Annotated in this window: 23 protein-coding genes; 12 read left to right on the top strand and 11 right to left on the bottom strand. The window is 66.0% G+C overall.

Annotation, left to right across the window (positions count from 1 at the left end):
* Nucleotides 1-45: 45 nt before the first annotated feature.
* The 7 genes from FFS35_RS13440 to FFS35_RS13410 are packed head-to-tail and all read right to left on the bottom strand — an operon-like array spanning nt 46 to nt 7230.
* Nucleotides 46-1047, bottom strand: coding sequence for a type II secretion system F family protein (locus tag FFS35_RS13440; protein ID WP_171007628.1), 1002 nt, complete (start codon nt 1045-1047; stop codon nt 46-48).
* Between the two features lie 4 nt (nt 1048-1051).
* Nucleotides 1052-2026, bottom strand: coding sequence for a type II secretion system F family protein (locus FFS35_RS13435; protein ID WP_137787606.1), 975 nt, complete (start codon nt 2024-2026; stop codon nt 1052-1054).
* Nucleotides 2027-2080: 54 nt separating this feature from the next.
* Nucleotides 2081-3373 (bottom strand): pilus assembly protein CpaE, encoded by a 1293-nt coding sequence (locus FFS35_RS13430; protein WP_137787605.1) that lies wholly within the window; start codon nt 3371-3373, stop codon nt 2081-2083.
* Between the two features lies 1 nt (nt 3374).
* On the bottom strand, nt 3375-4010 hold the full coding sequence (locus FFS35_RS13425; protein ID WP_137787604.1) for a CpaD family pilus assembly protein: 636 nt from the start codon (nt 4008-4010) through the stop codon (nt 3375-3377).
* 23 nt (nt 4011-4033) lie between these two features.
* Nucleotides 4034-5683, bottom strand: coding sequence for a type II and III secretion system protein family protein (locus FFS35_RS13420; RefSeq protein WP_137787603.1), 1650 nt, complete (start codon nt 5681-5683; stop codon nt 4034-4036).
* 1 nt (nt 5684) lies between these two features.
* A complete protein-coding gene (gene cpaB, locus FFS35_RS13415; RefSeq protein ID WP_137787602.1) occupies nt 5685-6704 on the bottom strand; it encodes a Flp pilus assembly protein CpaB in 1020 nt (339 codons plus the stop codon).
* Between the two features lie 52 nt (nt 6705-6756).
* Nucleotides 6757-7230 (bottom strand): prepilin peptidase, encoded by a 474-nt coding sequence (locus tag FFS35_RS13410; RefSeq protein WP_137787601.1) that lies wholly within the window; start codon nt 7228-7230, stop codon nt 6757-6759.
* Nucleotides 7231-7278: 48 nt separating this feature from the next.
* Here FFS35_RS13410 and FFS35_RS13405 point away from each other — a divergent pair, with 48 nt between their 5' ends.
* Nucleotides 7279-8211 (top strand): alpha/beta hydrolase, encoded by a 933-nt coding sequence (locus FFS35_RS13405; protein ID WP_137787600.1) that lies wholly within the window; start codon nt 7279-7281, stop codon nt 8209-8211.
* On the top strand, nt 8208-9293 hold the full coding sequence (locus FFS35_RS13400; RefSeq protein WP_137787599.1) for an FAD-binding oxidoreductase: 1086 nt from the start codon (nt 8208-8210) through the stop codon (nt 9291-9293). The genes FFS35_RS13405 and FFS35_RS13400 overlap by 4 nt, the downstream gene beginning before the upstream one ends.
* 105 nt (nt 9294-9398) lie before the next feature.
* On the opposite strand, the gene rnhA is transcribed toward FFS35_RS13400, so the two are convergent.
* The 4 genes from rnhA to msrB all read right to left on the bottom strand — a co-directional run bounded on the left by rnhA (nt 9399) and on the right by msrB (nt 12333).
* The gene (gene rnhA / locus FFS35_RS13395) at nt 9399-9854 is read right to left on the bottom strand and encodes a ribonuclease HI (RefSeq protein ID WP_137787598.1); all 456 of its coding nucleotides are present in this window, start codon (nt 9852-9854) and stop codon (nt 9399-9401) included.
* The gene (gene thrB, locus FFS35_RS13390; protein ID WP_137787597.1) at nt 9851-10810 is read right to left on the bottom strand and encodes a homoserine kinase; all 960 of its coding nucleotides are present in this window, start codon (nt 10808-10810) and stop codon (nt 9851-9853) included. Before thrB ends, rnhA begins: the two co-directional genes overlap by 4 nt.
* 90 nt (nt 10811-10900) lie before the next feature.
* Nucleotides 10901-11851, bottom strand: a complete 951-nt coding sequence (ispH, locus tag FFS35_RS13385) for a 4-hydroxy-3-methylbut-2-enyl diphosphate reductase (RefSeq protein ID WP_137787596.1) — start codon at nt 11849-11851, stop codon at nt 10901-10903.
* Nucleotides 11852-11889: 38 nt separating this feature from the next.
* Nucleotides 11890-12333 (bottom strand): peptide-methionine (R)-S-oxide reductase MsrB, encoded by a 444-nt coding sequence (gene msrB, locus FFS35_RS13380; RefSeq protein WP_249341657.1) that lies wholly within the window; start codon nt 12331-12333, stop codon nt 11890-11892.
* A 190-nt stretch (nt 12334-12523) separates the two neighbouring features.
* On the opposite strand from msrB, the gene FFS35_RS13375 reads away from it, so the two are divergent.
* From FFS35_RS13375 to FFS35_RS13330, 10 genes are all read left to right on the top strand, one after another.
* Entirely contained in the window at nt 12524-12802 is a 279-nt protein-coding gene (locus FFS35_RS13375; protein ID WP_137787595.1) for a hypothetical protein, read from the top strand.
* Nucleotides 12803-12840: 38 nt separating this feature from the next.
* Complete coding sequence (locus tag FFS35_RS13370; protein WP_137787594.1) at nt 12841-14103, top strand: glutamate-5-semialdehyde dehydrogenase; 1263 nt, start codon at nt 12841-12843, stop codon at nt 14101-14103.
* Nucleotides 14104-14209: 106 nt separating this feature from the next.
* Entirely contained in the window at nt 14210-14944 is a 735-nt protein-coding gene (aqpZ, locus tag FFS35_RS13365) for an aquaporin Z (protein ID WP_137787593.1), read from the top strand.
* Between the two features lie 31 nt (nt 14945-14975).
* Nucleotides 14976-15593, top strand: a complete 618-nt coding sequence (locus FFS35_RS13360) for a nicotinate-nucleotide adenylyltransferase (RefSeq protein WP_171007631.1) — start codon at nt 14976-14978, stop codon at nt 15591-15593.
* Nucleotides 15594-15595: 2 nt separating this feature from the next.
* Nucleotides 15596-15982: a ribosome silencing factor gene (rsfS, locus tag FFS35_RS13355; protein WP_137787592.1), complete on the top strand. Its 387-nt coding sequence runs from the start codon at nt 15596-15598 to the stop codon at nt 15980-15982.
* 1 nt (nt 15983) lies between these two features.
* A complete protein-coding gene (locus FFS35_RS13350) occupies nt 15984-16406 on the top strand; it encodes a 23S rRNA (pseudouridine(1915)-N(3))-methyltransferase RlmH (RefSeq protein WP_137787686.1) in 423 nt (140 codons plus the stop codon).
* Between the two features lie 4 nt (nt 16407-16410).
* Entirely contained in the window at nt 16411-17565 is a 1155-nt protein-coding gene (locus FFS35_RS13345) for a peptidoglycan DD-metalloendopeptidase family protein (protein ID WP_137787591.1), read from the top strand.
* Nucleotides 17566-17671: 106 nt separating this feature from the next.
* A complete protein-coding gene (locus FFS35_RS13340; RefSeq protein ID WP_137787590.1) occupies nt 17672-19039 on the top strand; it encodes a S41 family peptidase in 1368 nt (455 codons plus the stop codon).
* A gap of 11 nt (nt 19040-19050) precedes the next feature.
* Nucleotides 19051-19518 carry a disulfide bond formation protein B gene (locus tag FFS35_RS13335; RefSeq protein ID WP_137787685.1) on the top strand — a complete coding sequence of 156 codons (468 nt, stop codon included), beginning with the start codon at nt 19051-19053 and terminating at the stop codon, nt 19516-19518.
* The gene (locus FFS35_RS13330) at nt 19515-20048 is read left to right on the top strand and encodes a demethoxyubiquinone hydroxylase family protein (protein ID WP_137787589.1); all 534 of its coding nucleotides are present in this window, start codon (nt 19515-19517) and stop codon (nt 20046-20048) included. Before FFS35_RS13335 ends, FFS35_RS13330 begins: the two co-directional genes overlap by 4 nt.
* Nucleotides 20049-20062: the final 14 nt, after the last annotated feature.

Here is a 20062-nt window from a genome sequence, read left to right as displayed (position 1 = left end):
TGACGTTCCGGCGCGGCGATGCGGCCGGAAAGTCGCTCCGCCGGATCAGACCCTGCCGTTGATGAACGCGTCCTTGATCGAGCAGGCCGCTGGCCCGAGGATCACCACGAACAGCACGGGCAGGATGAACAGGATCAGCGGCACCGTCATGATCGCCGGCAGCCGCGCGGCTTTTTCCTCCGCGCGCATCATGCGCTCGTTGCGGAACTCGGCGGAAAGCACGCGCAGCGCGGAGGCGAGGGGGGTGCCGTATTTTTCGGTCTGGATCATCGTCGTGACGATGCCCTTCACTTCTTCGAGCGCGATCCGATTCGCGAAGTTATCAAATGCCTGGCGGCGATCGGTGAGGAAGCCAAGTTCGATCGCCGTGAGCGCGCATTCGTCGCCAAGCTCGGGATAGGCCTTGCCCAATTCCTTTGCGACGCGATGGAAGGCGGCGTCCACGGTAAGCCCCGCCTCGGCGCAGATCACGAGCAGATCGAGCGCGTCGGGCAATCCCTTGCGGATCGCGGCCGAGCGCTTGCTGATCTGGTTCTTGAGGAAGATATCGGGGGCCTTGTAGCTCACGATGAAGGTGATCGCGACCAGGCCGTAGCGCTTTAGCGAGGACCATTCGGCGAAACTGTTCGTGCCGTAGACCACGAATACCATGATCCCGCCGAGCACGATCGGCAGCACCATCCGGCCGAAAATCACGCCGACCGCCCATTCCTTCGATCGGATGCCTGCCTGCAATAGCTTGCTCTGCGCGTCCTTGAGCTGGCTGTCCTGCAACACCTTCAGCGTCGACAGGAGCGATCGGATGCGATCTGCGCCGTCGCTGCGCCTCACAAGCTGCGCGCGGCGCTTCCCGGTGGAGGCCGTGATGCCTGCCTTCAACTGCTCGCGACGGTCGTTCAGCGCCTTGACGCGGCGCGCCATCGGATCGCGCACGCTGAGCGCGGCGTAGATCGCGATCAGCACCGCAAACGCGGCGATGCCAGACAGGATCGTTGCCGCCCAATAGACGTCCACCCCCATCAGCGTCGGATTGGTTGAAGGTTCCATCGCGTCAGATCTCGAAATTTATCATCTTGGCCATGATGAATGCGCCGATGCTCATCCAGACCATGGCGCCGCCACCGGCGATCATCAGCCGTTGGTCGATGAAGAAATTCGCCATGTAAGACTGGTTTACCATCCAGATCAGGCCGAAGACGATGAAGGGGAGGGAACCGATGATGTAGGCGGAAGCCTTCGATTCCGAAGACATCGCCTTGATCTTCAGTTTCATCTGGCCGCGCTGGCGCAAAACGGTGGCGAGGTTCTGTAGCGTTTCCGCCAGATTGCCGCCGGTTTCGCGCTGGATCGCGATCGTGATGCAGAAGAACTGGAATTCCGGCGTGCCGATTCGATCGGCGGTTTCCTGAAGCGCAACGTCCATTGAGCGTCCGATTTTCATCTTGTCGGAAACGATGCGGAATTCCTCGCCCACCGGCCCCGGCACCTCGGCCGCGACGACGGACATTGTCTCCGTGATGGGGAGGCCGGAGCGCAGACCGCGCACGAGCAGCTCGATGGCATCCGGGAATTTGATATTGAACTTGTTGAGCCGGCGTTTGATGAAGAAGCCCACCACCAGATGTGGAATTCCCGCGCCCACGCCGATGCCCACCATCAGCGCAAGCAGCAGTGGCAGCCCTTTCAACGTGAGCAGCATGACGATGACTGCGAAGATACCGAGCGTCGCCATGCCATATTGGCCGACCGTCCAGGACTTGCCGGTTCGCTGCAGACGCTTTTTCAGTTCGGCGGGCTTGGGCAGGAAGCGCATCGCCGCCTGATCCGCCTTGGTCGTATTCTTGCCGGTGATGCGACGCATCTGCGCTTCCACCGCCATCAGCGGCGAGGTGGAGTGCCGTTCGCGCAATGCGGACAGCCGACGGCCGCTGGCCCGTGCTGCGGATGGCCCGGCGAAGGCGAACGCGATCATGCCGATCACGATCAGCGCGCCCAGCGCAAGCATGGCAATCGGCATCAACGGCATCGTGGCTTCATCCGTTCGTGTTCAGGTGCCGCGCGGGATTGCGCACGGCCGCGCTCACTTCGCTTTCGCTGCGGCCGGTTTCTTGGGCAGAAGCGATTTAAAATCGGTGAACCGCCCGATCAGCGATCCGCCCTTGGGCTTCTTGCCGGTGACGGGCTCCGCCGCGCCGGCATCTCCGGTCAGGCAAAGCTGGCGGGCGAGTTCCACGAGCGGCGCGATCGTCTTGGAGCTCTTGCCCGCCTCCGCGATCGGCTTGCCGAGCTTTGCTGCCTGCGCGGCGAGCTTCTGATCGAACGGCACGACAAAATCGATCTTGCGCTCGATCGAGCCTTCGAAATCCTTGCGCGAGATTTCAAGCTGCTGCCCGGCATGGACGCGGTTTGCGATCACCAGCGTGCTCATGTGCGGCGCGTTTGATTTCAACCAGGAAAGGATGCGGATCGTATCGCGCGCGGCCGCGAGCGTCAGTTCGGCGACGATAACCGCGCATTGCATATCGCTGACCAGATGGGGGTGCGCGACCAGCATATTGCGCGGCAGATCGACCACCGTGCATTCGAACGCCGCGCGCATCTCTTCCTGCAGCTGATAGAAAGCGCTTCCATCGGTGACGATCGGCGAATTGATCGGCGCCTCTGCGGACAGCACGGACAGTTTGTCGGAGGCGCGAACCATGGCGCGCTCGATGAACAGACCGTCGATGCGGCTCGGATTTTCGATTGCGTCGGTCAGCCCGCGGCCCGGCTCCAGATCGAGCGCGAGCGCCCCGGTGCCGAAATGGACGTCGAGATCGAGCATCGCGGTCGTCCGCTGTTCCTTCTCGCTCATCAGCCACGCGAGCGATGTCGCCACGGTGGATGCGCCAGTACCGCCGCGCGTGCCGATCACGGCAACCGCGTAATGCGGCCGATCGGCCGCGCCATCGGTTGCCTTGGGCGCGTTGAGTATTGTCTGCGCGTGGGTGAAGGCGTCCCGCAGCGCATCGGGGCTGAGCGGCTTCAGCAGGTAATCCTGAATCCCGCTCGCCACCAGATCGCGATACAGCCGCACGTCGTTGACCTGGCCCGACGCGATCACGATCGTTCCCGGCTCGCAAACCTCGGCCAGCGAATTGATATCGCTGAGCGGGTCACCCGATTCGGCGAGGTCGACGAACAGGATCTGCGGACTGGCGGACACGGAAAGGGACTGGACCGCATTTCGCAGGCCGCCCTTGTTCACCTTGTCTGCCGCCCAGCCCATTTCGGTGGCGATCGGGCGAATCGCCTCGGCGGTCGTGTCGTCGCAGACGTAGGCGACGAACGGTTCGCGATGGGCGACGCCGGCGGGTTTCCACGGAGCGTTCATCTTACTTGTTCCCCGTTTTTTCGGTCTTCAGCGTCGTGCCGCCGTTCCCGGTTGGCGCGGCCTTGCGGTATTCGGTGATCGCGCGCGTGCCGGTCGCGGCGTCATAGACCTGCGTGCCCGGTTCGCCGCGCACCAGATCGGTGGGATTGGCAACCATCGCGGCGAGGTTCGAGTTGATCGAGCAGCCCTGGTTGGACGACGTGTTGCTCTCGAATTCCGGCTGGCGCGTACGCGAGAAATCGGGGCAGTTGGGCACGCGCGCCCGCGCCCGGCTGACCACTATGCGTATCGTGCCAGGCGCGATCGGCGCACCGGTGACTGGCGCGCCATCGGTCACCAGCAGGCCGAACCTGGCGGCGGCGCGCGCCACTGCGGATCGCGCCGCAGGGCCCGTACCGGCCGGATCGTCGATGGAAACCTCATCGCCATAGCCGAGACGGAGCGACGTCATCCACCCGGCGAGGCGCTGTTCCTCGCCCGGCGCGAGGCCATAGGCGCCGGCGCCGACATCGAAGCTGTAGTCCGTACGACTGACGACGGGCTGATGAACGGATTCGAGCCCGCGGTTCTTGGTGCCGCTGCATCCGCCGAGCATGAGGGCGGGAACAACGGCGAGGAGCAGGGTGCGCTTGACCATGATCGTGTCCTCGGATTGGCGGGTCAATTGAACGAGAAGCCGGGGGCCGGCGTGGCGGCCGGTGCGGCCTTGTCTTTCGGCTTCGTCGCGGCCTTGCGATCAGCCTCGTCGCGGCGGGGCTCGGGCGCAGGCACCGGGGATACCGGGGCGGCGACGCCCACGGATGGCTGCGCGGGCGGGCCGGCCTCCATCGTCGGCTTGGGCCGCTGGCCGCCGTTAGTGCCGCCACCAAGCTGGCCGAACAGCACGCGATCCAGATCGGTCGGAGCCTTGTAGCCGTCGGTCGGCAGAACGATGTCGTTCGCGTTGACCGGCTTCACGAGATAGGGCGTGATGACGATCACGAGCTCGGTTTCGTTGCGCTGGAACCCGTTCGAGCGGAACAGCGCGCCCAGCACCGGCAGGTCGCCGATGCCCGGAGTCTTGTCGATCGAGTTGTTGTGCGAATTCTGGAGCAGGCCGGCGATCATGAAGCTCTGGCCGGAGCCAAGCTCCACGGTCGTTTCCGCGCGGCGTGTCGTGATGCCGGGGATCGTGGTGCCGTTGAAGGTGATCGCCGTGTCCGAGGACAGCTGCGACACTTCTGGGCGCACGCGCAGGCTGATGCGACCGTCGGCGAGCACCGTCGGCGTATAGGCGATGCTGACGCCATATTGCTTGTATTCGATCGAAACGGCGCCGAGGCCCTGTGCGATCGGGATCGGAATCTCGCCGCCCGCCAGGAAGGTGCCGGTTTCGCCAGAGAGCGCCGTCAGGTTGGGATTGGCGAGTGTCGATACCTGCCCGATCCGTTCGCCCAGATCGAGCGCCTGAAGCACGTCAAGCCCGAACAGCTTGCCCGCAAAGCCAAGCGTCGTGCGCTCCGTTCCCTGCGTGAACGAATATTGGCTGCCGGAATTTGGATAGACGAAATTGCCGGTGCGCGGATCGAACGGCAACGACAGCGTACCCGCCGGCAACCCGAATTTCGACGAGGCGTCGATCATCGGCAGGCCGGTGGTGTTGAAGTTCGAGATCGTGCCCGGCGAACGGCCCGACAGAACGCCGAAGCCGAAGCCCGACGTCGTATCGCGCGTCAGGATGTTCGAGCCGATATTCTTGATGAAGCTGCGGCTAACCTCGGCGAATTTCACCTGCAGGTTCACCTGCAAGGGCGTGGCGGTGCGCAGGCGGCTGACAACCTTCGTGCCTTCGCCGACGAAGGCCGTGACGAGGCGCTCGGCCTCGGCGCTGTCGTCCGGCTGGGCGACCGTGCCCGTCAGCAGGACGACACCATTCATCGTCGTCGCGGTGATCGCGGCCTCCGGCATCGCGAGCTTGAGCATCTGGCCGAGCGAATCATAGTTGTTGCCGACACGGATCGTGGCTGAATAGACGACACCGCCGCCCTTCGAGGTCGCCGAAACGGTCGTTTCACCGGCCTTCTTGCCGAAGATATAGAGCTGGGTCGGCGAGCGAACCTGGACGTCGGCGATTTCCGAATTGGCCACGAACAGATCGCTCATCGGTCGTGCCAGCGTCACCAGCCGGCCGCGGTTTGTGGCAAGCTGCACGACGGACGAGCCGGTCGACGGCGCCGACTGTGCCAGCGTGGCAACCGGGGTCGCAGTGACTGCCGCGGCTGCCAGGGCGATCGCCAGCGGCGCGCCGATTGGCATGGAGCGAATACGCATCTCAGTTCTTCCCCCCGACCGGTACTTCGGTCACAGTGTTGCCGCGCGCGATCCGCACCATCGGACCGGTTGACGGCGCCCCTCCCGGAAAATTGGCCGGAGCCGCGCCCTGTGGTGCGGTTTCGGCTGCCTTGCCCGGCACGGTGCGACGCTGAAACCGCGACACGTCCGCGCCGACGGAGAAGCTCGCATCGCCGCTCTGCGGCTGGCTGGCGAGCTTCACCAGAAATGTCTTTTCCGCCTTCGGATCGCCATTGGCGGGCACCTTCACCGCGCCGGATGCGATTGCTGAGTCGAGCTGGGCCTGGTTGTCCGCGATCGAGCGCAGCGACAGCGATAGCGAGCCGACCGTCTGGGCGACCGCAATCTCTTCCGCGATTTTCGGTGTCGCTTCGATCGTGACGGTGGAGAAGGTATGCACGATGGTGTTGCCCTTCTCGTCCTTCTCGTCGGTCGTGCGCTGATCGGTCGCCAGCACGCGCAGGTTGCGCATGATGGTTTCGGATGTCCTGAGCGGCGGGCCGTCGCCGCCACCGGTCACGGTCTGCGTCAGCAACAGGTCGATGCGGTCGCCGGGAAAGATGAAGCCGGCAACCGACGTCTGCGTCGAGACGGGCACCGTCACTGCGCGCATACCCGGCCCGAGCGCCGCGGCCAGAAATCCGCGATCGCCAGGCTTCACCAGCGCGCCCTGCGTGATCGGCTGACCGGCAGTGATCGCGTTGCGCACCACGGTGCCGACGACGCTCTTCATGTCGAAGCCCGCGCCTTCCTGGAAATAGGCGCCTTCGACCAGTTCCTTCGGCCATGGCTGGAATTTTACCGCGGCAGGATCGATGATCGTGCCGATGGGCAGCGCACGCACCGCGACGAGCACTTTCGGCCCGTCAATATGCGCGGGCGCGTTCATAGCGGCCGCCTGAGGCGCGGAGCTTCCCGCGATCAGGGTGCGCGCGAAGAATGCGGTGATGGCGGCGACGAGCAGCGCGCCCACCAACAATACAACCTTCCGAGTGTCCATGATTCAACGTGCCTTTCAAGCGTCCGCCAGGCCGGGTGTTATCCGGCTATGATTACGCAAACTGGTTAAGAAGGGGTTCGCGAAGAACCACGAGGGCGCCGACGACGATCGCCACGCCGTACGGGACCTCAAGAATCTTTCCGCTTTTCCGTATCTTGTGATCGATCAGCATGATGATCGTGAGCGCGCCACCGGCGAGCGACATCACGAGCAGCATCTGCAACAGCGGCGTCAGCGGCAGCCACAGCGCAAGCGCGCCGATCAGCTTTACGTCGCCGCCGCCCATCTGGCCGAAGTAAAACGCCACGCAGAACAGCGCGAACACCGCGAGCGCCATGGCCAGCTGGATCGCCATGCCCGGCCACACGGGGATCCCGATTGCGATCCACCACAAGGGCGCGAGCAACGCGATCGTCGCGTTCTTCCAGTTGGCGATCTCGCGCGTGCGCGCGTCCTGGATGCCGGCTGAAAGCAGCAGGATCAGGAGCAGCGCGGGGAGCGCCCAGTGAAGAACGGTCGATACCATGCCGACACGCACTAGACGGAATGGCTTTCCAAACCGTAACCATGCCCGATGACCATCGCATCGCCCATCCGCCGCGAGATTCCGGCCGGCGCCTCGATTACGCAATGGGCTGCCGGCGATGGGTGGCTGATCCGCCGGTTCGACTGGCCGGCGGATGGCGCCCCGCGCGGTGCGATCCTGTTTCAGGGCGGGCGCGGCGATGTGTTCGAGAAGTATCTGGAAACCTTCGCGCACTGGCACCAGGCAGGCTGGACGGTCGCGTCGTTCGACTGGCGCGGGCAGGGTGGCTCCGGAAGGCTTTCGCCCGATCCGCGCGTCGGCCATGCGACCGATTTCGCGCCGTGGATCGCTGATCTTGCCGCCGTCTGGCGAGATTGGAATGTGCCCGGCCCGCGTGTCATCATGGGCCATTCGATGGGCGGCTATCTCGTGCTTCGCGCGCTGGTGGAGCGGGCGGTGAGCCCGGCGGCAGCGGTGCTGGTCGCGCCGATGCTTGGGCTGAGCGCGCCGGTCGGGCCGTGGCTTGGCGAAAAGGTGGCGCGGCTGATGTGTCGGCTCGGGAACCCGGCGCGCGCGGCGTGGAAGGGGCATGAGCGGCCCGGCGCGCGGCTCGACCGGCAGAAACTGTTGACCCACGATCCCTCCCGTTATGACGACGAGGCGTTCTGGTATGCGCAGAAGCCCGAGATTCAGCTTGGCCCGCCGAGCTGGGCATGGCTGGCCGAGGCCTTTGCGGGCACGCGCGCGCTGGAGGCCGATCCGCGCCTCCCGCGCATGACCACGCCGACGATGGTGCTGGTCGCTGAGGCCGATGCGCTGGTCGATGCGCGCGCCGCGTTGCGTATCGCCACGAAACTGCCGGTTGCCGAGGTGATGCGCTTCGGCGCCGAATCCGCGCACGAGATCCTGCGCGAGGCCGATCCGATCCGCGATCGGGCGCTTGCGGCGATTGACCGTTTCCTCGATTCGCACGCGCAATGAAATACGATATCGCGATCGTCGGGGCCGGGATCGCCGGTGCCTCCCTTGCCGCGGCGATCGGGGATCGCGCGCGGGTTCTGATTCTGGAGGCGGAAGCGGTGGCGGGCTATCATGCCACCGGGCGATCGGCTGCCTTCTGGTCGGAAACCTATGGCGGCCCCGGCATCCAGCCGCTGACGACGCTGTCCGGTGCCGCGCTCGCGGCGGGAGGATTTCTGGAGCCGCTCGGCTCGCTGCATATCGGACAGGCGCGGGACGCGGCCAGCGCGGATGCCTTTATCGCAGACTTCGATAATTCCGGTGTCGAACTCGTAAGGGTCGATCCGGCGGCGCATATTCCGGGCCTTCGGAAGGGCTGGACGATCGGCGTGCTGGAGCCGACCTGCGCCTATATCGACGTGGCCGGGCTGCACGCCGACATGCTGGCGCGCGCGCGGAAGGCGGGAACGATACTTGCGCTGAACAGCGCCTTGCATGCCGCCACCCGTGAGGGGGGCCGGTGGAAGATCTCAACCGCCGGCGGCGCCTTTGAAGCCGATGTGTTGGTGAACGCGGCGGGGGCGTGGGCGGATGATGTCGCGCGGATCGCCGGCGTCGCGCCGCTCGGCATCCAGCCCTATCGCCGCACCCTCGTGCAGCTTCTCACCGATCCGCCGGTGCCGATGCGCCTGCCGCATGTCGCGCATCTAGGTGGCGACTTCTATTTCAAGCCGGAGGCGGGCGGTCGGCTATGGCTGTCCCCGCACGATGAAACGCCGGTCCCGGCCAGCGACGTCCAGCCGGAGGAACTGGACGTGGCGATCGCAATCGACCGGCTGGAGCAGGCGGTCGACTGGCGCGTCGTTCAGGTCGAGCGCAAATGGGCGGGTCTGCGCAGTTTCGCGCCTGACCGGTTGCCGCTCTATGGGGCCGCTAGCGATGCACCCGGCTTCTTCTGGTTCGCGGGGCAGGGCGGTTTCGGTATCCAGACCGCGCCCGCCGCTGCGGAGATCGGCGCGGCGCTGTTGCTGGGAGACGCGCCGCCTGCGGGGATCGACATCTCCCGCTATTCGCCCGCGCGGTTCATGAATAGATTTGCCTGATCATTGGACTGTGACGGGTGTAAACAGGGCACAGGCGCACGATCAGCCACGACGCGCCTGGCATCACGGACGAAGAGGAATAGTCGCGTGACGGATGGGTAAGCTCTAGCGGCTGCCCCGTCCCGCCGCGATCGCCGCATCACTGGCAAGCTTGTCGGCGCGCTCGTTTTCGGGATGGCCGGCGTGACCCTTGACCCATTCCCAGTCGATCCGGTGGCGTTTGGCGGCGGCAAGCAGAGCCTGCCACAGTTCGGCATTCTTGACCGGCTTCTTGTCTGCGGTGCGCCAGCCGTTGCGCTGCCAGCCGTGAATCCATTTGGTCAGACCGTCCATGACGTACCGGCTGTCGGTGAAGAGGCGGACATGGCAGGGCTTGGTGAGCGCGTTGAGCGCCTCGATCGCGGCGGTCAGTTCCATCCGATTGTTGGTGGTGGCCGGATCGCCGCCCGACAATTCCTTCTCCCGCGGCCCCATGCGCAGCACAACGCCCCATCCGCCGGGGCCGGGATTGCCCTTGCATGCGCCATCGGTGAACGCCTCGACCTGCGGCATCTCGTTCATCCGACGCGTGCCGCCAGCGCGGGATCATAATGGTGCAGGCGGCGCATGTAAGCGAGCGGATCCTTGCGCATCACCAGCGCGTCGGGCGGGGTGTTCAGCCAGTCCCACGCGCGTGACAGTGCGAAGCGGACACATGCGCCCGACGCGAGCGTCGGAAACTGCGCGCGTTCCACGTCGCTCAGCGGAAAGTGCCGCCCGTAACCCGCGATCAGCGCATCGCCCACCTTGTCGTCGTAATTCCGGCCGTGCGCATCGAAGCACCAGGCGCTGTGCATCACGGCAAGATCGTAGGCACGAATGTCGGTGCAGGCGAAATAGAAGTCGATCAGGCTGGTAACGGTATCGCCCAGCATCAGCACGTTATCGGGGAACAGATCGGCGTGAATCGCGATCCGATCGAACCCGTCGCGCGGCCATCTCGCTTCCACCTTGTCCAGCGCAGCGGCGAGATCGTCGTGCATGCCGGGCGCGATCTGATCCAGGCTTCGCCCGCAACGCTCGAAGAGCGGCCGCCAGCTATCCACCCCCATCGAATTCTCCCGTGTTTGCGGGAAGTCCGCCACCGCACGGTGCATCTCGCCCATTGCGTTGCCAGCAGCGAGCGCCTGCGCGGGGGTGGGATGAGAAAGCGAGACACCGGGCATGAAGCGGATCAGGCAAGCCGGGCGCCCCGCCAGTTCCTGGATCTCGACCCCCGCGCGATCCTTGATCGCGGGCGGCACGGGCAGGCCCTTGGCGTCGAGGTGATCGAGCAGTGCGATGAAGAACGGCAGATCGTGTGCCGCGACGCGCTTTTCGTAGAGTGTCAGGATGAATCGGTCGCGGGTCGTTTCGACGAGGAAATTGGAATTTTCCACGCCCTCGGCGATCCCCTTGGCCGAAACCAGTTCGCCTACGTCATAGCGCTTGAGGAACTCGGTCAGCGCTTCGGCGGATACCTGGGTGTACACCGCCATATCAGCGCGCGCGCCGTTGCTGACCGTTGTGGAAAACGCGCGTCATTCTTCCCCCTCGTTCGCAACGCCTGCAGCGCGGCAATGCCAGCCTCAGGCCGCCGTTTCCAGCCCGCGCGGCAGCTTGAACGAGATCGATTCCTGCGTCGTTTCCACCTCACTTTCGTTGACGGTGAAACGGGTGGCGAGAAGATCGACCAGTTCGCGCACGAGAAGCTCGGGTGCCGAGGCGCCGGCGGTCAGCCCGAGCGTCCGGATGCCATCCAGAAACGCCCAGTCGAGATCGGCGGCGCGCTGGATCAGCGCGGCGCGCACACCTTCGCGCTGCGCCACTTCCACGAGCCGCATCGAATTGGACGAATTTGGCGCGCCGATCACCAGCATCGCATCGCATTTTGCGGCGATCGCCTTCACGGCGGCCTGCCGGTTGGAGGTGGCGTAGCAGATATCCTCGCCGCGCGGCCCTTGTATCGACGGGAAACGACGCTGGAGCGTGCTGACGATCTCCGCCGTATCGTCCACCGAGAGCGTCGTCTGGGTAAGGAACGCCAGGTTATCGGGATCGGCGGGAGACAGCGCCTCGGCGTCCTTGACGTCCTCCACCAGCGTCATCGCCCCCTCGGGCACCTGGCCGAACGTGCCGATTACCTCGGGATGGCCGGCGTGCCCCACGAAGACGATGTGCCGCCCGGCCTCCACCAGCCGCTCGGCCTGACGATGCACCTTGCTCACCAGCGGGCAGGTGGCGTCCAGATATGCCAGGCCGCGCGCCTCGGCATTGGCGGGCACCGATTTCGGCACGCCATGCGCGGAAAAGACCACGGGTGCGCCGTCCGGCACCTCGGTCAGCTCCTCGACGAAGACCGCGCCGCGCTGCTTCAGGCTGTCGACGACGAACTTGTTATGGACGATCTCATGCCGGACGTAGACCGGCGCGCCGTGCTTCTCGATCGCCAGTTCCACGATGCGGATCGCGCGGTCCACCCCGGCGCAGAAACCACGCGGGGCAGCGATCACCAGGTCGAGCACGGGCTTTTCGGACATGCGGCGGCCTTTACGGGGGCGAGCGCCGATCGGCAACCTCAAGCGGGGCGGAAGGTGAGTGCGACGCCGTTCATGCAATAGCGCTTGCCGGTCGGTTTCGGACCGTCGTCGAACACGTGGCCGAGATGCCCGCCACAGCGCCGGCAATGAACTTCGGTCCGGCTCATGCCAAGCGTGGTATCGTTGCGCGTCCGCACCGCATTTGCGATCGGCGCCCAGAAGCTTGGCCACCCCGTGCCGCTGTCAAATTTCGTCCGCGCGTCGAAAGCGGGCAGCGCGCAGCCGGCGCACAGGAATTGGCCCGGGCGATGCTCGTTATTGAGCGGACTGGTGAAGGGTCGCTCGGTGCCTTCCCGCCGAAGCACCTGATAGGCGGCCGGGGAGAGGCGCGCTTTCCACTGCGCGTCGGTGAGATTCACCTCGAACCGTTCCGGCGCGGCATCGGCCGACGTCGCGCGACACGCCGCGACGATCGAGCCCATGGCGCCAATGGCAAACAGACCGAACATCGCCTCACGTCGATCGGGCGTCATCATTGGGGCATCTCCACTGTTCCCGGCAGATAGGATATAACGCTTGTTGCGGACGATTTCATCGCCCCGCCGCGCGGCGCTTGATCGAGGATAGGGCGATTGACCGGAACGGAGTGTCGCGCGGAAGGGTTTCAGCGCCATGACGTTCCAGCAACTCGATCCGCCGATCCCGCTGCATGTGATCGATAAGGGCGCTGGTTTTGCCATCGCAGTCATCGATTACGGGCAGGAGCATAACCTCATCTGGGTCACCGCCATCAACGACACCGGAGAAATCTGGTGCGCACCCAACCCGCAGGTTCGCATGCAGGGCAACTGGACGATGGGCAGGGCGCGGCCACCCGCCGTGGGGCGTGCTGGGGACTGTTCGGGAAACAATAGCGTGGGGCAGGCGGAAGCCGGCGAAAAACCGAACTGACTCGGCAGCGGTGTTTCCGCGTGTTAGGCGTGCCTGCCATGCAGGACAGTTCTTCGCCCGCCACGTTGATCGCCACGATGGCTACCGAGGCGCGTGCAGCGTCGGCCATCCTCGCCCAGCTTGATACGGACGCTCGCCGTGCCGGACTTCGTGCGGCTGCCGGTGCCTTGCGGGATGCCGCCTCGGATATTCTCGCGGCAAACGCGATCGACATCGAACGTGGCGCTGCCAACGGATTGACGGCCGCGTTGCTCGATCGGTTGCGGCTGGATGAAGCGCGCATATCCGCGATGGCTGATGGTGTCGCGACGGTGGCCACGCTGGCTGATCCGGTCGGCGCGGCGATCGACGAAACGGTGCGTCCCAATGGTCTCGTGCTGCGCCGGATCCGCGTGCCGATCGGTGTGATCGGTATCATCTACGAAAGCCGTCCGAACGTGACGGCGGACGCGGCGGCGCTGTGCGTGATGTCAGGGAATGCGGTGCTGCTGCGTGGCGGATCGGAAGCGGTGGAGAGTAACGCGGCGATCCACCGTGCTTTCCTGGCGGGCCTTGCGGCGGCTGGCGTGCCGACCGGTGCCGTCCAGCGCATCGAGACAACCGATCGCGCGCTGGTCGGCGCGATGCTGGCGGCGGACGGGCTGATCGATCTGATCGTGCCGCGCGGGGGGAAGAGCCTCGTCGCGCGCGTGCAGGCCGAAGCTCGCGTGCCGGTGCTCGCGCATCTTGACGGTATCAATCACGTATTCGTCCATGCCTCGGCCGATCCCGCGATGGCCGAGCGGATCGTGCTGGACGCGAAGATGCGGCGCACCGGGGTGTGCGGCGCGATGGAAACGCTCCTGATCGATGCGAGTTACCCTGGCTCGGCGGCACTGATTGCGGCGCTGGTGGCGACGGGCTGCGAGGTGCGCGGCGATGCTCGCGCGGTAGCGATCGCGCCGGGCGTCGTGGCGGCGCACGACGAGGATTGGGATACCGAATATCTCGATGCGATCGCCTCGGTCGCGGTGGTCGATGGGCTCGATGGCGCGCTCGCGCATATCGCCCGGCACGGATCGCATCACACCGATGCGATAGTCGCGACCGACGAAAGCGTCGGCCGCCGCTTTCTGAATGAGGTCGATTCGGCGATCGTGCTGTGGAACGCTTCCACGCAATTCGCGGATGGTGGCGAGTTCGGCTTGGGCGCGGAGATCGGCATCGCCACCGGGCGACTGCACGCGCGCGGTCCCGTCGCGCTGGAGGGGCTTACCACCTACAAATGGATCGGCTTTGGCAACGGACAGGTGCGGGGATAAGCCCCGGCGTAGATAGCGCGCTTGTCAGCAGGGCCGTTCCGGCACTATCATGCGATACGAGCCATAAAAGAACGCGGGACTTGCTATCGCCAGAAGGGGACGGGATATGGTGCCACTACACAAGCGTTGCGTTGCCGAAACATTCGGAACCTTCTGGCTGGTGTTCGGGGGCTGCGGCAGCGCTGTGCTCGCCGCCGCGTTCCCTGCCGTCGGCATCGGGCTGGCAGGCGTATCACTCGCGTTCGGGCTTACCGTTCTGACGATGGCTTATTCGATCGGGCATATCTCCGGTTGTCACCTCAATCCCGCGGTTACGGTCGGGTTATGGGTCGGCAAGCGTTTTCCGGCGCGTGATATCCTTCCCTATATCATCGCGCAGCTTGTCGGCGCGATCGTGGCGGCGGCGCTGCTGTGGTGCATCGCCAGCGGCAAGGCCGGCTATACGCTGGCGCCCAACGGGCTTGCGGTGAACGGCTATGGCGATCAATCGCCCGGCGGCTATGGCCTCCACTCCGGCCTCATCATGGAAGTGGTGATGACGTTCGGCTTCCTCACGATCATCATGGGCGCGACGGATACGCGCGCACCATCCGGCTTCGCGCCGATCGCGATCGGCCTGGGGCTCACGCTGATCCACCTCATCAGCATTCCGGTGACGAACACGTCGGTCAATCCTGCGCGCAGCACCGGCCCCGCCCTGTTCGTCGGCGGGCTGGCGTTGCAGCAGCTCTGGCTGTTCTGGGTCGCGCCGATCGCCGGCGCGGTGCTGGCGGGACTGAGCTATCGCGTGCTGGCCGGTGATCCGCCGCCCGCGCCGCCGATCGTCGGCGAGCCGCTCTGAGGATGCGGGTTGACCGGCTGCGGTGCGGCGTTTGATCCGCACCGGTCTTCTCGGCGGGTCGTTCAACCCGGCACACAAGGGTCATCGCGGCATCAGCCTCGCGGCGATCCGAGCGCTGGGGCTGGACGAGATGTGGTGGCTGGTTTCGCCAGGCAATCCGCTGAAGCCGGCGGAGGGGATGGCGCCGCTCGCGGCACGCCTCGCCTCCGCCCGCAAAATGGCGCGCCACGCGCCGGTCAGGCCGACCGATATCGAGGCTCGGCTGGGCACTCGCTACACCGTCGATACGCTCGCGGCGCTGGTGCGGCGCTATCCGCAACGGCGCTTCATCTGGGTTATGGGGGCCGACAATCTCGCCCAGTTCCACCGCTGGCGCGACTGGCGGCGGATCGCGCGCACGGTTCCGATTGCGGTAATCGCGCGGCCGGGGTATGATGGCCCTGCCCATGCGGCTCCCGCGATGGGCTGGCTACGGCGCTTCCAGAGGCCCGTGAGCCAGGCGAGGAACTGGAGCGAGTGGAGTGTACCGGCCCTGGTGCTGTTGCGTTTCCGTCCCGACCCGACTTCCGCGACGCAGCTTCGTGCTGCCGACCCGTCCTGGCATCGTCGATTCGCAGACGCCCGCGCCAAACCTTTTGCCCAGGAGTAAACTTGCCCGCATCCGCCAACGCCTATCGATCGCCCGACGCAGACAGTGTTGCGGTGCTCCATAAGCTCGTGCTCGACAGCCTTGATGACGATCAGGCGGTCGATATGGTCTCCATCCCGCTCGCCGGGAAATCCTCCATCGCCGATCATATGGTCATCGCGTCCGGTCGCTCGACCCGTCAGGTCGCGTCGATGGCGTCGAAGCTCGCCGAGAAGATCAAGGGCAAGACCGGCCAGTCGCCCCGGATCGAGGGATTGCCGACCGCTGACTGGGTGCTGATCGACGCGGGCGACGTGATCGTCCACCTGTTCCGCCCGGAGGTGCGCACCTTCTACAATCTGGAGCGCATGTGGTCGTTCGGGGATGCGCCGCCGCCCGGGAACGCCTGAGCTGCTGCTGCATATCGTCGCGCGCGGCCGGATCGGCCGCTCGCCCGAGTCCGAGCTGGTCGATCGCTATCTCAAGCGGATCGCGTGGCCGACGAAGGTGACCGAGCTGCCCGACAGCGGCGGGCGCATACCGGATGCGGCGCCGCAAACGCGCCGCGTGTTGCTGGACGAGCGTGGCGAGGTGATGGGGTCGCTCGCCTTCGCGACACTGATCGGGCGCTGGCGCGATGATGGTGTGCGCGAGGCGCGTTTCATGATCGGCGCCGCGGACGGGTTCGATGAAGCCGCGCGCGCGGACGCCGATCTGCTCCTTTCGTTCGGCCGCGCCACCTGGCCGCACATGCTGGCGCGCGCGATGCTGGCCGAACAATTGTTTCGCGCCACCGCGATCCTTGCAAATCACCCCTATCACCGCGAAGGTTGAGGCGATGAGGGGCAGGGGGGCAATGCTGATCGCGCTGGCGGCAATGCTGCTCGCCGGTCCGGCACCGGCGGAGGTGGATTCGCTTGCCGCCGCTCGTGCACGTCTGAAACAGGCGCGTGCCGCCGCGGATGTCGCCGCTGGCAACGCCGCCGATCTCGATCGGCGGGCCGGGGCGGAGCGTGACGCTTCGGCGCGCTATCGGATGGAGGAGCAGGCCGTCGTCGCCCGCATCCGCCGCGCAGAGGCTGATTTCTCCGCGGCGCAGGCGCGGGTAGCGATCGTTGCGCGCCTCCAGCAGCAGCAGCGCGACGAACTGGCTCAGCGGCAGGAGCCGGTCGCGCGGCTGCTCGCCGGGCTTGCTTCGTTGGCGGGACGCCCGGCGATCGTCGCGGTCGCGCAGCCGGGATCGATTGCGGACATGGTGCATCTGCGCGCGGCGCTCGCAACGACGCTGCCGGTGATCGATGCGCGCACCGCCGATCTTCGCGCCTCGCTCGCCGAATCGCGCCGGCTCGAGGCGGCTGCGGCGGCGGCGGCGCGGGAATTGCGCGAAGGCAGGGCGAATCTGGTAGCCGAACGTGGGCGGCTGGCCGCGCTGCGCGACCGCCATGACAGCGCGGCGGCCCAATTCGATCGTGGCGCGCGCGCCGCATCCGATCGCGCGATCGCGATGGGGGAGGAAGCACGCGATCTGGTCGATCGGATGGCGGCGATCGGCGATGAGAACAAGACGCGCGCCGAACTCGCGCGTCTGCCGGGGCCGCCGGCGACCGATCCGGCGCCCGCTGGCGCGCCGCCGCCCTATCGGTTGCCGGTCATCGGCCGTCTGGTGACCGGGCTTGGCGAGATTTCGGACAATGGCGTGCGCGCACGCGGGCTGACGCTGGCAGTGGCGCCGGGCGCGACGCTCGCTGCGCCCGCAGCCGGCCATGTTATCTATGCGCGGCCGTTTCGCGCTTACGGCGGCACCGTTATCATCGATCATGGCGCCGGCTGGAGCACGCTCGTCACCGGGCTGGGCGCGATCGCGGTGAAGCGGGGGCAGGCGATCGCCGCCGGCCAGTCGATCGGCCGCGCAGGCACGGGCGAGGAGCCGCGCGTGACGGTGGAGCTGCGCCGGCGCGATCAGCCGGTCGATATCACCGCACTGATCGGCTGATCGCAATCGCGCCGTGTCGCTCAGCCGTCGTTAAGACGTGCTGGCGCTTTGCTCGGTGAACGATATGGGGCTAGGATCGCGAGGCCTTTCTCGTCAGGACGTCCAGATGAAGTTCAAGCTGCTCCAGGCCACTGCTCTTGTTGCCACGATCGCGCTCGTTCCGGTCGCGACCGGCGCGATGGCGGCGGTCGATACCGACACGTACAGGCAGATGGACAAGTTCCTCGACGTCTATAACCGGGTGAAGGCGGATTACGTCGACAAGGTGACCGACGAGCAGCTGATCCGCGGCGCGATCGACGGGATGCTCGCTTCGCTCGATCCGCATTCTTCATACGTGGACGGGCGCGATTTCGACAATCTCAAGATCCAGACGGAGGGCAATTACGGCGGCCTCGGCCTGTCTGTCACGATGGAGGACGGCGCGGTGAAGGTGATCGCGCCGCAGGAGGATACGCCGGCGGGCAAGGCCGGGATCAAGCCGGACGACTACATCACCCATATCGATGGCAAGCTGCTTTACGGCGGCACGCTGGACGAGGCGGTGGCGCAGATGCGTGGCAAGCCCGGAACGAAGATCACGCTCACGATCGTCCGCCCCGGCCGCGACAAGCCGTTCGATGTCACGCTGGCGCGCGAGGTGATCGTCCAGCGACCGGTCAAATGGCAGATCAAGGGTGATGTCGGCTATATCGACATCAACACGTTCTCCGAAACGACAGGCGCCGATACGCGTGCGGCGCTGATGGCGATCGACAAGGCGCTGGGGCATCGCCCGCTCGGTTATGTCGTCGATCTGCGCTCCAACGGCGGTGGATTGCTGACGCAGGCGATCGAGGTTTCCGATGCGTTCCTGGATCATGGCGAGATCGTCTCGCAGCGCGGCCGCGACCCGCGCGAGAACCAGCGTTACTTCGCAAAGCCCGGCGATGACGCGCATGGCCTGCCTGTCATCATCCTCACCGATTCCGGCACGGCGAGCGCCAGCGAGATCGTCGCGGGCGCGCTCCAGGATCATCATCGCGCGCTGGTGATGGGCGAGCGGACCTTCGGCAAGGGATCGGTGCAGACGCTGTTACCACTCGGCCCGACCACCGCCCTCCGCCTCACCACCGCGCGTTATTTCACGCCCTCGGGCCGTTCGGTGCAGGAGGGGGGGATCGAGCCGGATATCGCCGTGCCGCAGCTCTCCGATCCCGATTACAAGGCACGCCCGGTGTTCCGCGAGGCCGATCTGCGCCGTCATCTCATCAACGAGGTAAAGTCGGACAACAAGGTGCTGGAGGAGGACACGAAGGAGGATCCGCGCTTCTCGATGACCCCCGATCAACTCAAGAAAGAGGGCATCGGCGACTTCCAGCTCTGGTATGCGCTCAAGGCAGTGGCGCGGCTCGGCGGCCCGGCGCAGGTTGCCGCCGTCACGGCCGCTTTGAAGAAAGACGTGAAGGATATCAAGGAAGTACCCGCCAAGTGAACAGTTCGCAGATGCGTGCGCGGGCGATCGCCCTGTTGCTGCCGCTGGCGTTGCTCGCAGGCGCATGGGGCTCGCAACTGATCGGCGGCCTCCAGCCGTGCGAGATGTGCCATTGGCAGCGGTGGCCGCATTACGCCGCGGTCGTCGCGGCGGCGCTGGCGTTTGTCGTGCCGGGGCGCTCGATCAGGCTGACGCTCGTCGTGGGCGCGGCGGCGCTGATAGCCGTGTCTGGGATGATCGGCGTTTTTCACGCGGGGGTCGAATATCACTGGTGGCAGGGGGTAACCGCCTGCTCGACCAGCGTGAGCGGCGTGGGGATCAGCACTGATGAGATGCTCCGCCGCATCCTCGCTGCGCCGGTGGTGCGGTGCGATGCGGCGCAATGGCGGCTGTTCGGCATCTCGCTCGCGGGGTTCAACGCGATCTTCTCGCTTGGCGGTGCGATGGTGATCGCAGCACTGATCCGGGGGCGGCGATGAGCTGGAAACCGGGCGATCGGCGCGAGCTCGTGAAGTCGATGATCCGTGTCGATCAGGCGGGCGAATATGGCGCCACGCGCATCTATGCCGGGCAACTCGCGATCATGGGCCATCGCTCCGCCGCCGCGCGGAAAATCAGCGGCATGGCGATGCAGGAAGAGCGGCACCGCGCCTATTTCGATCGGCTGATTGCGGAACGCGGCGTTCGGCCCACGTTGTTTCAGCCGTTCTGGAATGTCGCCGGGTTCGCGCTGGGCGCGGTGACGGCGGCGATCGGACCCGAAGCCGCGATGGCCTGCACCGCAGCGGTGGAGACCGAGATCGACAAACATTATGACGAGCAACTGGCGACGCTCGGCGGTGACGAGCCGGAACTGGCGGCTGCGATCCGCGAATTCCAGGCGGAGGAGGTCGAGCATAAGCAGACCGCGCTCGCCAGCGGCGCGGAGGATGCGCCGGCCTATCCGTTGTTGTCCGCCGTGATCCGGCTGGGTTGCCGCGTCGCGATTGCGACAGCGAAACGCATCTGACGCGGGAGAGAAGG

It is taken from the genome of Sphingomonas sp. 3P27F8, assembly GCF_005502745.1.
GTDB lineage: Bacteria > Pseudomonadota > Alphaproteobacteria > Sphingomonadales > Sphingomonadaceae > Sphingomonas.
Note: the sequence above shows the minus strand (reverse complement) of the source record. Positions and strands in the feature narration are given on the sequence as shown.

Coding starts and splice junctions, on each gene's coding strand:
- FFS35_RS13440 (WP_171007628.1), bottom strand. CDS start 1,047: ATGGAACCTTCAACCAATCCGACGCTGATGGGGGTGGACGTCTATTGG.
- FFS35_RS13435 (WP_137787606.1), bottom strand. CDS start 2,026: ATGCCGTTGATGCCGATTGCCATGCTTGCGCTGGGCGCGCTGATCGTG.
- FFS35_RS13430 (WP_137787605.1), bottom strand. CDS start 3,373: ATGAACGCTCCGTGGAAACCCGCCGGCGTCGCCCATCGCGAACCGTTC.
- FFS35_RS13425 (WP_137787604.1), bottom strand. CDS start 4,010: ATGGTCAAGCGCACCCTGCTCCTCGCCGTTGTTCCCGCCCTCATGCTC.
- FFS35_RS13420 (WP_137787603.1), bottom strand. CDS start 5,683: ATGCGTATTCGCTCCATGCCAATCGGCGCGCCGCTGGCGATCGCCCTG.
- cpaB (WP_137787602.1), bottom strand. CDS start 6,704: ATGGACACTCGGAAGGTTGTATTGTTGGTGGGCGCGCTGCTCGTCGCC.
- FFS35_RS13410 (WP_137787601.1), bottom strand. CDS start 7,230: ATGGTATCGACCGTTCTTCACTGGGCGCTCCCCGCGCTGCTCCTGATC.
- FFS35_RS13405 (WP_137787600.1), top strand. CDS start 7,279: ATGACCATCGCATCGCCCATCCGCCGCGAGATTCCGGCCGGCGCCTCG.
- FFS35_RS13400 (WP_137787599.1), top strand. CDS start 8,208: ATGAAATACGATATCGCGATCGTCGGGGCCGGGATCGCCGGTGCCTCC.
- rnhA (WP_137787598.1), bottom strand. CDS start 9,854: ATGAACGAGATGCCGCAGGTCGAGGCGTTCACCGATGGCGCATGCAAG.
- thrB (WP_137787597.1), bottom strand. CDS start 10,810: ATGGCGGTGTACACCCAGGTATCCGCCGAAGCGCTGACCGAGTTCCTC.
- ispH (WP_137787596.1), bottom strand. CDS start 11,851: ATGTCCGAAAAGCCCGTGCTCGACCTGGTGATCGCTGCCCCGCGTGGT.
- msrB (WP_249341657.1), bottom strand. CDS start 12,333: ATGGGCTCGATCGTCGCGGCGTGTCGCGCGACGTCGGCCGATGCCGCG.
- FFS35_RS13375 (WP_137787595.1), top strand. CDS start 12,524: ATGACGTTCCAGCAACTCGATCCGCCGATCCCGCTGCATGTGATCGAT.
- FFS35_RS13370 (WP_137787594.1), top strand. CDS start 12,841: ATGCAGGACAGTTCTTCGCCCGCCACGTTGATCGCCACGATGGCTACC.
- aqpZ (WP_137787593.1), top strand. CDS start 14,210: ATGGTGCCACTACACAAGCGTTGCGTTGCCGAAACATTCGGAACCTTC.
- FFS35_RS13345 (WP_137787591.1), top strand. CDS start 16,411: ATGAGGGGCAGGGGGGCAATGCTGATCGCGCTGGCGGCAATGCTGCTC.
- FFS35_RS13340 (WP_137787590.1), top strand. CDS start 17,672: ATGAAGTTCAAGCTGCTCCAGGCCACTGCTCTTGTTGCCACGATCGCG.
- FFS35_RS13335 (WP_137787685.1), top strand. CDS start 19,051: ATGCGTGCGCGGGCGATCGCCCTGTTGCTGCCGCTGGCGTTGCTCGCA.
- FFS35_RS13330 (WP_137787589.1), top strand. CDS start 19,515: ATGAGCTGGAAACCGGGCGATCGGCGCGAGCTCGTGAAGTCGATGATC.